The sequence below is a fragment of the Virgibacillus sp. M23 genome, assembly GCF_034190895.1.
Lineage (GTDB): Bacteria > Bacillota > Bacilli > Bacillales > Amphibacillaceae > Virgibacillus > Virgibacillus salarius.
On record NZ_JAWDHA010000054.1, the window covers coordinates 1 to 15,697 of the forward strand.

General features: G+C 37.2%; 11 protein-coding genes and 2 pseudogenes. All 13 read right to left on the reverse strand.

Going from position 1 to position 15,697, the window contains the following annotated elements:
• Nucleotides 1-185, reverse strand: a pseudogene (locus RVS70_RS16845) (RNA-guided endonuclease TnpB family protein); the annotation flags it as partial.
• A pseudogene (locus RVS70_RS16850) lies at nt 175-372 on the reverse strand (transposase); the annotation flags it as partial. The pseudogenes RVS70_RS16850 and RVS70_RS16845, both read right to left, overlap by 11 nt.
• Nucleotides 373-497: 125 nt before the next feature.
• Nucleotides 498-1,637 (reverse strand): FAD-dependent oxidoreductase, encoded by a 1,140-nt coding sequence (locus tag RVS70_RS16855; RefSeq protein WP_321134141.1) that lies wholly within the window; start codon nt 1,635-1,637, stop codon nt 498-500.
• Between the two features lie 15 nt (nt 1,638-1,652).
• A complete protein-coding gene (locus RVS70_RS23420; protein ID WP_026682534.1) occupies nt 1,653-2,075 on the reverse strand; it encodes a DUF3995 domain-containing protein in 423 nt (140 codons plus the stop codon).
• On the reverse strand, nt 2,072-2,671 hold the full coding sequence (locus RVS70_RS16860; protein ID WP_205389047.1) for a TetR/AcrR family transcriptional regulator: 600 nt from the start codon (nt 2,669-2,671) through the stop codon (nt 2,072-2,074). Before RVS70_RS16860 ends, RVS70_RS23420 begins: the two co-directional genes overlap by 4 nt.
• A 312-nt stretch (nt 2,672-2,983) precedes the next feature.
• Nucleotides 2,984-3,610: a CoA pyrophosphatase gene (locus RVS70_RS16865; RefSeq protein ID WP_321134144.1), complete on the reverse strand. Its 627-nt coding sequence runs from the start codon at nt 3,608-3,610 to the stop codon at nt 2,984-2,986.
• Between the two features lie 506 nt (nt 3,611-4,116).
• Complete coding sequence (locus RVS70_RS16870; RefSeq protein WP_026682536.1) at nt 4,117-4,926, reverse strand: endonuclease/exonuclease/phosphatase family protein; 810 nt, start codon at nt 4,924-4,926, stop codon at nt 4,117-4,119.
• Between the two features lie 189 nt (nt 4,927-5,115).
• Entirely contained in the window at nt 5,116-6,195 is a 1,080-nt protein-coding gene (locus tag RVS70_RS16875; RefSeq protein ID WP_321134145.1) for a Gfo/Idh/MocA family oxidoreductase, read from the reverse strand.
• 143 nt (nt 6,196-6,338) lie between these two features.
• A complete protein-coding gene (locus tag RVS70_RS16880; protein WP_321134146.1) occupies nt 6,339-7,214 on the reverse strand; it encodes a sugar phosphate isomerase/epimerase family protein in 876 nt (291 codons plus the stop codon).
• 24 nt (nt 7,215-7,238) lie between these two features.
• Complete coding sequence (locus RVS70_RS16885; RefSeq protein ID WP_051388433.1) at nt 7,239-8,252, reverse strand: family 20 glycosylhydrolase; 1,014 nt, start codon at nt 8,250-8,252, stop codon at nt 7,239-7,241.
• 17 nt (nt 8,253-8,269) lie between these two features.
• Complete coding sequence (locus RVS70_RS16890; RefSeq protein WP_321134148.1) at nt 8,270-9,610, reverse strand: glycoside hydrolase family 125 protein; 1,341 nt, start codon at nt 9,608-9,610, stop codon at nt 8,270-8,272.
• A 56-nt stretch (nt 9,611-9,666) separates the two neighbouring features.
• On the reverse strand, nt 9,667-12,399 hold the full coding sequence (locus RVS70_RS16895; protein ID WP_321134150.1) for an alpha-mannosidase: 2,733 nt from the start codon (nt 12,397-12,399) through the stop codon (nt 9,667-9,669).
• Nucleotides 12,400-12,538: 139 nt separating this feature from the next.
• Complete coding sequence (locus tag RVS70_RS16900) at nt 12,539-15,682, reverse strand: alpha-mannosidase (protein WP_321134151.1); 3,144 nt, start codon at nt 15,680-15,682, stop codon at nt 12,539-12,541.
• Nucleotides 15,683-15,697 lie beyond the last annotated feature (15 nt).

The window sequence follows — 15,697 nt, forward strand, 5'->3', positions numbered from 1 at the left end:
TTTGGGAACCTGGCATGCCCTTTGAAGAAGGCTTTATATGCCTTATCTAAATTTAGTTGAGCGTTTGCCAACGCTAATGAATCGACTTCTTTTAGCCATTCGTATTCTTTTTTGTAATTGGCAGGGGTAGGATGTTTTACCTTTTTCCATGCTTCTTTATCAGCTTTTAGGCTTTCATACGTTTCTATATTTTTTTACTACTTCAATAGGCGAACCGCCAGTCGTCAACAAACACAAGCTTCTTGACCAAAACATTTCTTTCCATAACTTTTTACGAACATGAGGAAAATCCCTCTTGATAAGTCTTGGACTGGCACTTTTATAGGCATTGATGAATTTCGATCATTCACTATTGGATTGTGCTTTGAACAAAAAAGGAAAAAAAGGCCTTTGGGCTGTCGCCCAACCGAAACTCATCTCCCCCTTACCGTTGGGCTACGCATTTCACACGCTTGAGGATGGAGACTTCTTTCGGAAGTACGTTAAATTTCCCAGATTCAAGTACTATATTCATAGCGATAATTATATATAAATTGATTTTGCTTACGGTAAAAAGCTTGAGGAGTCGTTTTCATCATTAAATTACGAATACGACAAAGGAAAGGGTGCTCGAATTGCGCCATAATCCCTACTCGTCTGGAAATCTTGCTGATTTTATTTGCTCTATCTACTCTCTCTTTCTGATAAGCTTGTAATCCACTATCTGGATGATTGAATAAAGACATGCCTAGGATGTAGGCATCTTCAATTCCTTGACATGCGCCTTGTCCTAAGTTTGGTGTCATAGCATGAGCTGCGTCTCCAATAAGAGCAATATTGTCAAAAACATATTGGTCGATTGTAGGAATATCATAGATATCATGTTTTAGGACATGATTATTTTCGGTAAGCTTTACGAAGTCAGTAACATGCTGTGGGTAGTTTTCTAGGCGTTTGATCAAATCTGAAAGAAAATAATTAGATATAAGGTGATCATTTGGCCGAGTGTTAATAAGCATGTACCAGTATGCCTTTGTTTTAGATATCGGTAAATAACCAAAGCGTCCATTCGGTCCCCATAGTTCATGAAGTTCAGCGTTTAAATTCATGTGGTTGTCTATTTGGGTAACTCCTCGCCAACAAGTATAGCCTGCGTAACGAAGTGATATATTCGGCAGCAATTGCTTGCGAATAACAGAATGAATTCCATCTGCCGCGATTAACATGTCCCCTTTGACTTCTTCACCATCATTCATTAACACGGTGACTCCATGTCGATGCTGACGACATTCAACAGCTTTCTTTCCAAAGTAAACAGGGACTGATTTTAATTCCTCTAGAAGAATATGATGTAAATCTGCACGGTGAATAGCGATTGTTTGTTCAGGAAATAGACTTTCATTAAGCTTTGATAACGTTTTCCCTTTATCAGAGGAAATAACAAAACGGTTTATGAACTGACCATGTTTTTTTAATTTTTGTGTTATCCCCCATTCCTCAAAAATACGGATAACGTTAGGTGCTAAAATAATTCCTGCTCCTACAGGTTCTAGTTTTGGTGCCTTCTCAAACACTTGTACATTCATTCCAAGTCGTTGAAGTGCTATGGCTGTACTTAATCCAGCAATTCCCCCACCTAAAATAATTACTTTTTTCATATACAAATTTTCCTCCTATTTTGTCATTAAAACATAAATAAATGTAAAACTAAGAAAAAGACAAAGGGGCGTATAGGCAATCGTATCCATTTTAGAAAAAGAAGTCCTTCGTACTTTTTTAAATAAACCTACATAATTAAAGTCACCGATGCCTCTAAGAGCAAAAACGAGAAAACAGAAAAAACAAAGGATACTAACTAGCTTCGTTTGCTTTACAAATGGGATAAGTGAGCTTTGAATGCCTAAGATGAAGCATGAACTAAAAAGGCAAACAGCCACTAAGAGTGTTACCCATTTCCCGGGGGTAAACTTGTGATGATTATGAACATCTTGAGGTATGACGGCACTTATTCCTTTTGTTCCCCCAAATGCCCAATAAACGTGAATGAAGGCTAGTAGAAGCAATATGAGACAAGAAATGATCGAAAAGAATATCATTGATCCTCCTCCTTATTCATAATAAATTGTTCGAGAAGCAGTGAAACTCTTCGGTTCACACTTTGAAGAAGTGTCGTTACGGATTGTTCATGATGTACCCACATCATCACCGATGTAAAGTACGTGCCTAAGAGAATAGAAGCAATATCTTCAAGTTCGCCATGAACTTTAATATGTTCTCGTTCTATTTCTTCCTTTAATAGATTCATTAACAGGTCTTTAAGTTGTTGAACCGCATTCATTTCATCATCAATAATTCCCGAGGTTTTGAACAATTCGGCTACAGCAAATTTCATTAATTTTGGGTATTCTTCATACCTCGTCGTTAAATCAGTAAATAATGTGATGATTTTCTGTTTTACATCCATATCTAAACTCTCTTGGATATTAGTTATCCGATCCATTTGCGATTGTCCAACAAATAAAAGAACAGATTCCTTCGTAGAAAAATAATTGTAAAACGTTCCTTTTGCAATCCCACATGCTTTGGTAATTTCAGAAACACTGACTTCATCAATACCTTTTTCAGAAAACAAACGAATAGACTCGAAGAAAATCTTTTCTTTTAGCTCTTTTTTTCTAGCTTCTCGTAACACATAAATCACCTCCACAATAATGACCATAGTCATAATTTGACTACGGTCATTATTTTATCATGCTCACCCGTTTATGTCACCAATTTATTGATTTTGATATTTAGTTGCGTCTTGCAAAGACAATATCGGCGATATAGCGCATCAGCATACTTAGCTACTCAAGCTTTAGTGCAGCGCATGTGAATAGAACGAAATAGTCATTTATATTATCAATGGATTAATGAACAAACACACGAGCCCCGTAAAACACTAGTAGCAGCAAGCCTCCCATCGTTTATAGAAAGCTGGGAGGCTTGCTGCTACTTCATTTATTTAAGATTGATTTGCTTGAAGTAAGTGAATAAAATGCGCTAAAATTCTTGCGGTTAATCCCCATATTACTTTATCATTATATTGATAAAACAGCTCATCTAGTTGACGAACTTTCCAATCATATTTCTTACCACCTTGAATTAAGTCATACGGAAAATTTGCTTCAGGAATCACTTGAAAATTCACTTTGTAAACCTCAGGTTCTGTTTCAAGAAAGTATTGAAGTGGTACCGTAAAAACTTCTTCTACCTCTGAACGATTAGCTTCTATTCCTTCTGGTTTCTTAAGCCGTCCAACAAAAGGATAAATAATTCTTCCAAAGTCTGATACCATATAATCTAATGGAATAACATCGTCAATTTCCTCCTCACGTATTCCTAATTCTTCAGCAGTTTCACGTATAGCACATTGTCTTTCATTTATATCGTCTTTTTCAACCCTTCCGCCTGGAAAGCAAATGTCACCCGGTTGCTGACGCATTTTTTTCGAACGGACTTCAAAAACAAGATGTGTTTCATTACTTATATCAACTAAAGGAAGTAATATAGCGAACTCATGAAATTTTTCACTATCTAAGATGGTAGGTTTTCGATCACTTAACCTAGAAATAACTTCTTTTGCATGCAAAATCCTCACCTCCAGTTAAAAAATCTATAGTGTACTGCTATTATACAATTCTCTTAATTTAATAAACAATTATTATACAAAAGTGCAAGCGCCCGATTAGAAACGTAAGGACTTGAGCGAATCAACAGAGATAAAGGAATCACGGTGAGTTTGTGAGCCGATGCTGACTTAGATTAATGTGATTCGTAAAGTCTCCTAATTTCTGGGTGTTGGAGCTGGACGCGGTTCAACACGCTCCTATTTATCCACAAGCTCAAATTTTATAATTTCCTATTAATTTCCTAGACTAATACAAAACGGTCCAATATTAGTACCGTTCTCCGTTTATTGAGAAGAACTTTTAGAAAAACACTGCATAATAAAATGCATCCTCCATCGATGTAAATGACACTCTTATAAAATTCTCTGTTAATAATTGAAAGCAAATAAAAGGAGCCAACGATTCCTACGAGGACAGCAACAGCTGATACCCATGGAAAGCGGCTCAATCTGCAATTAAATAGCCATTATCGTTTTAATGTGATATCTACTACTATCGGAAGGTGGTCGGATGATTCAGAATAATGTACGTTGGAATTTTTATATGTCACATCTGATGAAGTTAGAATATAATCTATACGCTTCGTTGGATGGAGAACGGGATACGTATTAGCTTCAACTACATCTTTAAATGTATCTACAACGTTTAGCCCTGTCTGTAAACGTTCTAATTCTTTACTTTTAGGTTCTGCATTCAGGTCCCCCATTAATACGGTTGGTTCATTATAATAGGAGGAAATTTCTATAATTTCTTCCACCTGTCCCATTCTTTCTACATGACTTAAACCTAAATGCGTATTAAAAACAGTAAGATGTACTCCCCTTACATTAACCTTACCTATTAGTAAACCTCTTTGCTCCCCATCACTAGATAAATGTATATTCTTCGAATCTATAATTGGATACTTACTAAGTATAGCTGTGCCATATTGTCTATTTTCTACTTGTCCGGGGGCTGGCTTTAAATTTAAATTAGCTCCAAATGTATAATGGTATCCTACTAATTTTGCTAATTCTCTTGCTTGATCTACAAATTGGCTTCGTTCCCCAAAATATCGATCAACCTCTTGAATAGCAATAATATCAGCATTTGTCTCTTTAATCACATTTGCAATGCTTGGTAAGCTTAACTCATTATCCAAACCAACGGCATGATGAATATTATAGGACATCACTTTTACCGTGATATCTTTTCCGAAGCCCTTTGCATGAATATGTTCTGATAAAGCAAAGGATAGAATCAACATGAAGCTAAAACCAATAAAAACTCTCTTCAAATAACCACTTCCTTCTATCATTTCATATCTACATTCATTTACCTTTATTGTAACCAGAATAATCTTACAATATATTAAACTAGCTTAAAGCTACAGTTAATTTTATGTTAATTTGTTTTTTATTTTACATGTCGATATTTCCCGGGAAATAGAAAAACCTGACAAGCATACCCTCTTCATTCTACAAAGTCACTCCATCTTCGAATCTTCATAATGGATCTCTGCACCACTCTTGCTGGATTCATATACAGCAGTTAATATTTTCATTATTTCAACCCCATCATGTACAGGGCTTATTGGTTCTCTTTTTTCTTTGATACAAGTAATAAAATGATCAACTTCATTTTGAAACCCTTTAGTAAAATCAAAGGATAAATCATCTATTTGTGGGGTAATAGTTAAGATTGTGTCATTTTTTTCTGTAATAAGTCGGAGTTCAGGTTCTATTTCTGCGCCACCTTTATCTCCAAAAATCTGAACAGCCATGGCGTCTTCTTTTGCATGGAGTGTGAAGCTGGTATCTAGCAGTAACGATGCACCATTATCAAAACGAATCATTGCATTAGCTAAGTCTTCCACATTATTTTTATCTGGATCGTAGTTTGCAGCCTTATAGTAATCTTTGTGTTTTATATTCGAGCGATTTCCTAATTTGTAATATGTATTTCCACTAACCGATTTTACTTTTGGTTTCCCCATAAGGTACCAGCAAAGATCAATTATGTGGACACCTAAATCAATTAATGGTCCTCCTCCTGATCTTTCGTTATCTGCAAACCATCCTCCTGGATTACCTAATGCTCGTATACATGATGCCTTTGCATAATATATTTCTCCTAAATCTCCAGATTCAATAAATTTCTTTAATACTTGTGTATTTGTACCAAATCGACGTACAAACCCTACTTGTAGTACTTGTTCTGGATTGTTGTCTACCGCCTCTGCAACTGCCATTGCCTCTTTTACTGTTTTACACAATGGTTTTTCAACTAAAACATGCTTCCCAGCGTTTAATGCTTCAATAGCTATAGACGCGTGTGTATTGTTCCAGGTACAAATACTAACAGCATCTACCTTCCTATCTGCCAACAGCTCCTTATAATCCGTATATACTGTTTTAGCTTGATACGCTGCTGCTTTTTCATGTGCACGTTGGTTATTATGGTCACATATAGCATAAATGTCTACATCACTATTATTTTTATACGATTGCAAATGCATATTAGAAATTGATCCAGCACCTATTAACCCAATTTTCAATTTATTCAATTATTAGCCCTCCCTTTCGTTTTCTAACGTTTAGGCAAAAGACAATATATTCATCTCATTTTTTGTCCTAATAAAATTGTAAATTTATCCCTTTAAAACTGGCAGTAAGACCACTACTTTGAGCAATAAAGTGAACCCTTTATTTAATTCTCCTCTTCCCATAACCTTTTTATATTATCCATACCAATTTTACATGCCTCTTTACACGCTTCCATTCCTTCAAATTCTAACGTAATATTATCATCATAACCAAACTGCTTAATCGCTTGAATTATTTCTCTAATATCGATATCTCCATGACCCACAATAGCGCCTCGCAAATAGTTTCCATTGGATGTTCGAATCCACTTCCCCGCTCCAGGGTTTTTCGATTGTGGCCGGTAATAAAAATCCTTAAAATGGATAAGTGAAGCGTAGGGGAGGTTTTTTTGAACTCCTACTATTGGACTTTCGTCGACACACATAAAATTACCAATATCTAATGTTGTTTTAAAGTTAGGTCTATCCACTGCTTGTAATACACGTTGCACACGGTCACTATGCTGTACAGCTAAACCATGATTCTCAATAGTTGTTGTAATTCCAAATGGAGCAGCATAATCCGCAATTCTCCTACTCCCTTCAACAATGTATTCTAACTTATTTTCAAAATAGGCAATCGTTTGTTCGTCTGAAGATAAATCAAAAGCTGTTACATCATGACGCATATGCTTTATATTCATATGCTTCATTAGGTCAACATGCTTTTTAACTCGATCTATTTCCGCTTCAAATGCCTCTTGTGAATTCTGAATAAAATTAGCCGGAATAGCATAGTTAGAAAGCTCTATCCCATAATATTCTGCCCTTTCACATAGCTGCTCTGCTAGTTTCCAATTATCAACCAATGTATATCCGAACGGAACTATTTCCATATGTTCTCCACCGTTTGCAGCAATCCATTGCACAGCATCCAACACACTCATTTCCCCCGTATTAATAACATCTAGTAAACTATACGTACTTAAACCTACTTTCAAAATGCTCACTCCTTTATTTCCACTTTAATCCTTTAAAGCAGTTGTAATTACGTGAAGGGTATGGTGTAATTCATGAAGCTCATCTTTTTGTGAAGCACCTGTCATCTTTATCACTTTTTCGAATGAAGCTCTATCCCAGTTATTCCACGAAGTAACGAGCATACCTGGCATATTTTTTAATTTTTCACGTTCCTGTGCTTGTTGTATTCCCTGTTCTAATAAATCTACTGCGGCATCTGTTTTATACCAGCAAGCTGGAATTACAGTGAAGCCCTTTGATATAAAATTACCAATAGAAGGGTATGCTGGAAGCTTATCATAATGCCAGTCTGTAATTACAATGTCTTTTGGAATATGGTCAATCGCGTCATGTGTTCCGAATGTATCCCCTTCCCACTCGTTATATCCAAATCTTTCACTGTCATTTAAACGATCTCCCCACATAAACATTTCTACATTATGTGTTCCAACTAAATGATGATGTAAATCATTTACTACGTTTGCAAATAACTTTGCTCTGTCTTTCCCACGGCATCTGGGACAGTTAGGGTTAACCATTTCAAAAACTTCATCCATGCCAACATGAAAGCCATCAGCATCAAACGCTTCTATAATTTCATCCATCAAATCATAGACTAATTGATGTATATCTGGATGTTCCGGACACCAGCTTCTACAAAAAATTTCAGGCCACACTGCATCGAGTGAAATTTCGGGCGTTTCGTCAAATTGTGGGTATGCCGTAAGTATCGAATTACGTTTTCCGCCCCAACCCTGATGACCTAAACATTGAAATAACGGGATTAGTCTAATATTATGCTTTCGACATACGTCTGCAATCACCTTTGCATCCTGTCTCGTTAATGTACCCTCGGTTATCTCTGGATGTTTCTTAAAAACAAACGAGGTATTACATTCTAAAAATAGATAGTTAATCCCTTGCGGAACTAAAACATGATGAATAAATTCTATCAACGGTTCCACTAAGTCATGGGAACCAAATCGTAAATGAAAACCTCTAACCTTTGTTTTCTCCATTGGCATAACCTCCTTCATCATTTATTAAATGGGCTCCCTTTAACAAAATAACCGACTCTATTTAGCACAAATTCGCTAAACATTGAATTTGCCCATGAGAACCAAGGTCTCGTATAATCTGCTGGATTATCGACATGAAAGCCTTCATGCATTAATCCCGTATTTCCATCTGTTACTTTAAAGGCATTTAATATTTCCTCCTTTTCCTGCTCTGTCACTGCAGTCATCCCTTGAATTGCTAGCGCGATATGCCAAATATAATGCTCTGGTGTATGTGGACTTCCTATTCCCTTAGCTGCCTTGCCTTGATAATAATATGGATTATCTTTACTAAGTATGAATCTACGCGTATTTAGATAAATGGGATCGTTGATATCGCAATAACCAAAGTATGGAATGGAAAGTAAGCTAGGAACATTTGCATCATCCATCAGATTATAATTACCAAGACCATCCGTTTCATAAGCATAAATGGTTCCATACGTCGGATGTTGTACTTTAGCAAATTGTTCTATCCCTCGATCTATCTCATTAGCCAATCGAACTGCTTCTTCTTTGAGAAATCGATCATCTAGCACTTCATCTGCTATTTCTGCTAACTGTTTTAAGACGACGACAGCAAACATATTTGCCGGAATTAAGTAACCGTATTGACAGGCATCGTCACTTGGACGAAAACCACTCCATGTCATGCCTGTATAAGCTACAGGTGATCCCTTCCCATTATTCGAAAGTGTATCCTGTTTGGGACAATTGTCCCTTGCAAAATAGTAGGTGGAGTCAGCTTCGTGATCCTGCTCTGTTCGCCAAGTATCAATAATCCTCCTGACTGCTGCTAAAAATTGTGCATTAAAATGAGAGAGTCTTCCGGTTGATTTCCAAAACAAATAAGCCAGCTGTAATGGATAGCAAAGGGAATCAACCTCATACTTACGCTCCCACAGTAATGGAGTCATACTCGTTTGATCATCATGGTATCTGTTCCCATTCGCCGTTTCATTAAAGGCATTGGCATATGGATCATGCGTAATAAACATGAATTGCTTTTGCAATACGCCTTGAATCATATCTGCTATTTCATGATCCGTTTCTGCAAGTAATAAATACGGTCGTACTTGTGCAGCCGAATCTCTTAGCCACATTGCTGGTATATCCCCTGTGATCACGAAAGTAGTTCCATCTACTTGAGGGCGAATGGTTGTTTGGTAGGTGTTTGAAAAGCATTGCTCAAACATTGCTTGTATCTTATGATCTTGTTTAAAATGTCGTTTTACCATATCGATCATTTGCTTCATCGATATTGGTACATTTATTTCCACTATATCACCACATCCTTTCCATGTATTAGCAGTATTCATCTCAGCCCACTGAGCAACAAGCCGTTATTGGTATCAGCCAATACGGAATACGTTGTTTATAGTTTTTGTTTAGAAAAACCGATGGTAACAATTTCATGTTTTTTCACAGGAAATGAGCAGCTTGATTCGATTTCGTTCATGAAAGGACTTACTACTTCCTCCAAGACATTACTTCGATACATATAATTGCATGAAGCTGGTGAATGAACTGTTAAACGAGCGTCCCTATTCGTTAAATTGAATCCCCGAGCTATCACATCACTTGATTCATCCGATACTTTTAAAGAAGTAAATGCAAGTAAATTTGATTGCCATTCAACAAACGATTGAGCTGGAGGTAAAACTCCTTCCTGTATAGCTGCCTGCTTTACCGTTAGAGGTACTTGGTATTGATACGAGTCTTGAAATGACACAAGCTTGCTGCGCTCCCCTTCATGCGGATAGATACAAATGGAAGCCGTTTGCTCACCTAAACATTGAGCCTCAGGGGTTGGAAAGTATCCCCAATCTCCTAGTTCCCTTACAGATCGAAGTAACGTGATGGCAATTGTATTTCTTCCATCGCGTAATATTTCATACTCATTTAAACCAAAATTAGCGATCGTAAGCCCTTCCAATTCATTACTAACGTTTACAAATGCTTGCTGATGCTGGGAATAGTCTGGATTTGCCCAATCTTTTGCAGGCTCATTTGATCGCTCTGCTACTTCAAATACAGAGTCAGCATAATGCGTATCTGTTTGTATATCTGTCGGAAATAGCATTCGTAACCGATGATCCTTTGCCTGATTAGTAAAGGAAGTAGTAATTTGTACACCACGGTTATTTTTTTCCAATGTGACATAGGTCGTAATCGTATGAGTAATGGTATCCGTAACTCGTTTGGCTTGCCTCTCTGTAAACCAAACAAGCTCTTGCTGTTCCTGATCTAAGAGCTTAGAAGCACCTTTAGGTAGATCCCATTCATGAACAATTTGATAAACCGCACGAAAGGGACTATCCTTAATAATCGTTATTTCCGCTCTTGTATCCTTTGTTGTTAGAGGTGTCTCTTCTTTTGGCTGCTTATACATATATTCGTTTCCAATGTCCCCCGTATCTTCATAGATACATAGATCCTTATAAATGCGGCCATTTTCTTTATTCGTAATAACCAGAGATCCATTTTCATTCATTTTTACATGTGTATATTTATTTTCCATTTCCCTTTCATTTATAACTAATGATTGATTGCTAGCCGTTTTTGATGCTCCTGAACGGTGTACCAATGCAAAGGTTTCATACCCTAGTGTCGGAATATTTTTCGCTTCAAATGTTAAACGCACCCGCCTCGCCATAAAGGGTTGTCTGAATTGGTTATCAGGTAGCTCATAATCAAAAGCTATCCCTAAATCTTCCCATTCACAATCCATTCTATTTCCATACGCATCTACCAATATTTTGGTACCTAATGGGAACGCTTTTAGCTGCTGTTTGTTTACTCCTGCAGAAAAATATTCTTTTCTCACATCTAAAACCACCGAAACAATTCCAGTACGAATTTGTCCGGTTGTATTGTACACAGCGAAAGGAATAGCATCTTCTCCCCATTTGGTAAAGGTTGTCGTATCAATATTTCTTGTTACGCTAGCTAAACTCTTATCGATAATAACTTCTGCTACCTGCTGACACTTCTCGAACCGAGTAACCATCTCACGATGAACTTCATCCACACTACAGCCGCATATACTATCATGTGGATGATTCTGCATTAATATTTTCCAACCGTATTCAAATAAACCATGATCATATGTTTCTCCTTGTAAATAGGCAAAGGTAGCAAGAGGTTCTGCAACCTTTTCAAGCAGCACCTGACTTTGCTGATTCATTTGTTTAATGTAAATACGGGACGATGCAGTGTTTACAAGTGTCCCCCAACCATCTGTATGCTGGCTTCTTAATTCTCCATCAATGATTTTTATATCACTTGGAATAGAAGATGCAAGCTTCTCACAATACGCATTAAAATTTGAATGCATAAAATCCACATCAGGATTTAATTTCTTAGCTGTTCGCAGGGCTTCGGGCAAATTAAGTTGGATAGGCTGATGGTCACAGCCATTCATTAATAGCAGATGTGGCGTGGATGCATACTCCTTTAATGACTGAAGCTGCTTGTCCCAATAGTCTTGAGCTAATTTTTTAGCTACTGGTACTTCATTTCCGTTACAATACCAATTGGCGAATAAGATACCAAGTACAGAAGAACCATCTGGAGAACGCCACAGCATCTCTGAATAAGGAGATTCATAGCTTGTATCTTCCTGAACCACATTATTGAATCCTGTGGGCTTAACTCCTCTCCCGAAAACGGCATGATGAATCCCTGCCTGGCTTAATAACTGTGGTGCCTGACCAATATTGCCAAAAGAATCCGGAAAGTATCCTACATTGGAAATTCCTCCCCACTCCTTCGAATCTTTCATTCCATATAATAAATTTCGGACATTGGATTCACTACTTGTTAAAAATTCATCCTGTAGAATATACCATGGACCAATATATATCCGCCCTTCTTGAATGAACTGTTTTAGTTTCTCTCTCATTTGCGGACGTACTTGCAAATAATCTTCCAATATTATTGTTTGACCATCTAAATGAAAACTTTTAAAATCAGAATCATTTTCTAAGACCTCTAAGAGCTGATCCATTAATTTGATGAGATACATATGATGCTTCTCATATGGCAAATACCATTCCCTATCCCAATGTGTATGTGAAATGATATGAACTGTCTGGTTACCTTCCAATTGCAATCCTCCTTGATAATAAATAAATGGGTCTATAGAGGTGCGACCTAAATGTTTTTAAACAAAAACTTGCTATTATGGTAGTTTCATCTTTGTAATAAGTTAATTAGTAATACACAGAGTGACTAACATTTTACTTCTATGATTTCGTAAGGTTAACTAGAAATGTTTTTATTTCATATGGCTTGATGTAAAACTTAATCTGTTCTTCATGATGTTTCTCTCCAATTACGCGCTCCATTAGATCACATTCCTGCCATGATAAAATGGAAAAGTCACTAGTAAGTGATACTTCCTCACGTTTCCCCGTAAATTCATGAATCCTTACAATTGCTTGATCGCTATTCTCTGCCTTTTTAACCGCATCTATCATCACATGATTGACAGAGCAACGAAACATGGAAAAATCTCCTTCATTGACTCTTCCATTACTATATATGAGTGGTTTATTTAATGCCCACGCCGCTTCCACGGTTTGCCCTTCGCTCCAATTACCTTGATGAGGAAATAATGCATACGTAAATTCATGATAGCCTTTATCTGCACCTGGATCCGGATGAATCGGCGATTTGAGCAGGGAAAGCCTTATGACATTATCCTTGATATCATAGCCATATTTGCAATCATTTAATAAACTAACGCCATAGCCCTCTTCCGAAAGATCCGCCCACTGATGTCCAACTGTTTCAAATCTTGCATAATCCCAACTTGTATTCCAATGGGTTGGCCGTTTGACATTTCCAAATTGAATATCATACGTTGCCTCTGTTGAACGAATATCAACAGGGAAGGCTACTTTAAGCAGACGTTGATTTTCCTGCCAATCTACAGATGTTTTAAAATCTATACGACGGTGATTGCGATAGACAATCATATCTTGCTGAATAACCGACCGACCATAATTCCAAACAAAACGAATGGTAGCATGTAAGTCGCCAGTTTCAATTACATGAATAGATTGCAATAACGATACTTCCTCCATCTTTTCTTGATAAAATATGTCAATATCCCACGCATCAAACATAAGCGGTTTATCTTCGAATACTTGTAATACATTTCCAATCGCTTCTTTTGCCAGTACTTCTCGATTATTTTTACGATCATACAGACGAGTAATTTGCCCCTTTTCATTCCAAGAAACCATATAAAATGGGGAGATAATCCCGTCCTCAGTATGGTTAAAAACCGGAGCAGCAGCTTGCTTTCGTGCTTCACTTGCAGACTGATACGCTATCCCCTTCCAGCCCATTGCTGGGACGTCTTTAACATAAACATAACAGCCTTCTTCCGTGACCTGTGTAGTTAATAATTTATTGTCACTATCCACCCATTTTCCATTCATATCTATCTGCTCAGACTTACGAATAAATACAGTATCATCTCGATTCCACGGTACAGAATTAAATATTGTCCACTTATTTTTGTCACTCTGAATAATACTTGAAACAGCATCATTCCACGTATTGTTCCCAATATCTTCTGCTTCCTGATACTCTTTCTTAGCATCTTTATATACTTCGTTAATAGAAGAGCCAGGGATGATATCATGAAATTGATTTCGCAATATCGCCTTCCAGCCTAGTAATAAGGAAGCATCCGGATAGCGTGAAAAATTATCATGATAAACAGAAGCTATTGTACTAAGCCACTCACTGTCTCTATAAAGTAATTCAAGCTTTCGATTCATTCGCTTCATGAATGCTTGACTGGTATAGGTTCCACGATGAAATTCAAGATACAATTCCCCATCCCATGTATGGACATAGTTCTCGGTTTCTTCCATTGTTTCGTGCAACTTTCGAAAATAATCCTTTGCACGAGACGTTTTCACACGGGGAAGACCAGGTAATTTATCCATCCTGCTTCGCATTTCCAGCATTTCTCTATTTACTCCACCACCACCATCGCCATATCCATAAGAAATCAGTAGATCTTGATTCAGTTGTTTATCCCTATATGCTTCCCATGATTCCTTAATCACTTGTGGTGTCATGAAGCCGTTATATGTATAGTATCTTGAATCTGGCCAAGGCTCTGTCGTGGTAATAAAATGTGTAAGTATTTCACTACCATCTATTCCTCGCCAATAAAACGTATCATGAGGCATTCGATTAAATTGACTCCAGCTTATTTTTGTTGTCATAAATGTCTTAATTCCAGATTTCTTCAATATTTGAGGCAGCGCCCAGCTATATCCAAACACATCCGGTAGCCATAAATATTCACTTTCTATATTTAACTCATCTTTAAAAAACGTTCTTCCTACTAATAGCTGCCGGACAAGTGATTCTCCTGATGGGATATTACAATCAGCTTCTAGCCACATACCTCCATCTGCTTCCCAAGCACCCTCGGCTATTTTTTGTTTGATAGATTCATAGATAGCTGGATAATCTTCTTTTAAATAGGCATATAACTGTGGTTGACTTTGTAAGAATTTATATTCTGGATAGCGCTCCATCAGACGAAGTACTGTGGAAAAAGATCGTGCTGACTTTTCCCTTGTATGCTTTAATCGCCATAACCAAGCTACATCAATATGTGTATGCCCCACAGCATGGAAAGTAACGTGATTTGATTTCTCTAGTGTTTGTAACTGTTCCGTTAAAAAGGTTTGTGCATGATATATCGATTCATAAAAGCTCGAAGCTCCAGGGTTTAACCAATTAATTTTATTGATCGATTGGTTTAGTATTTGTAACAATTGATGCTTCTCCGGCTGATTCTCATTTAATACCTGGATTGTTTCGATCATCGCCTTCGCATCAAAATAAAAACCATCGACGCTTTCATCTAGCCAAGCAACTTCTGCTCTTCGTAACTTATATTCTTGATTAGTAGGATGGCCTCCTCCTTCGAGCCCTGACCATAATCGAAAATCCAAGGCTAGCGTGTTTCCAGCATAATCACTAGAAAGAAAAACCTCTTTATGATTGGAGTCAACGCCTTGATAGGGTTGTTTATTCACAAATAATAATGATTCAAATCCTGAATTATTCCCTCCACCTGTGTTACCAAAATCAAAAAAGCCAATTATTTGTTTTTCATCCCACTCTTTTGGAATGGGAACATTTGCAGACAACCATACATATAAATCTCTACCTTCCCACCTGTCTCCGATTCTAATTGTTGTATTGTCACTAATAGAGTTAGGTGGATATGCACCAATCTCACCTTCTTCATCTATACGGAAACTCCATTCAGCTATTTTTTTCGCATCTCGATATCTGTATACGGAAAGCTCTTCCATTCTTGCTTTTAGTTTTTCTTCTGTTAAAAACACCGTTGTCATCACCTC